This window comes from Phormidium sp. CCY1219, assembly GCF_035615515.1.
In the GTDB taxonomy this organism is placed as follows: Bacteria; Cyanobacteriota; Cyanobacteriia; order Cyanobacteriales; family Laspinemataceae; genus CCY1219.
Genome location: NZ_JAJENT010000732.1, coordinates 1 through 201 on the forward strand (window position 1 = coordinate 1; position 201 = coordinate 201).

Sequence of the window (201 nt, forward strand, 5' to 3'; positions counted from 1 at the left end):
CGTTTTCCCCATTTGGTTAATTTCCAATATAGTAATTCATCCATTTGAGAAAAGACTTCCTTGGATACTACTGTTGAGTAGTAGTTGCTCCACCCTCTGATGACCGGGTTGAGGTGTCTTATTAACCCCTCTTGTGGTACTGCTCTGTGGGAGTCTACTATCTCCTTAAGTTTCTCGTAGTGGGTTTTGATGGCTTTTTTG

At 41.8% G+C, this 201-nt stretch carries 1 protein-coding gene; it reads right to left on the bottom strand.

Annotation, left to right across the window (positions count from 1 at the left end):
- Positions 1–191: group II intron maturase-specific domain-containing protein (locus LKK83_RS22020; protein WP_324633505.1), on the bottom strand; the 191-nt coding region annotated here is incomplete at its 3' end.
- Between the last annotated feature and the right edge of the window lie 10 nt (positions 192–201).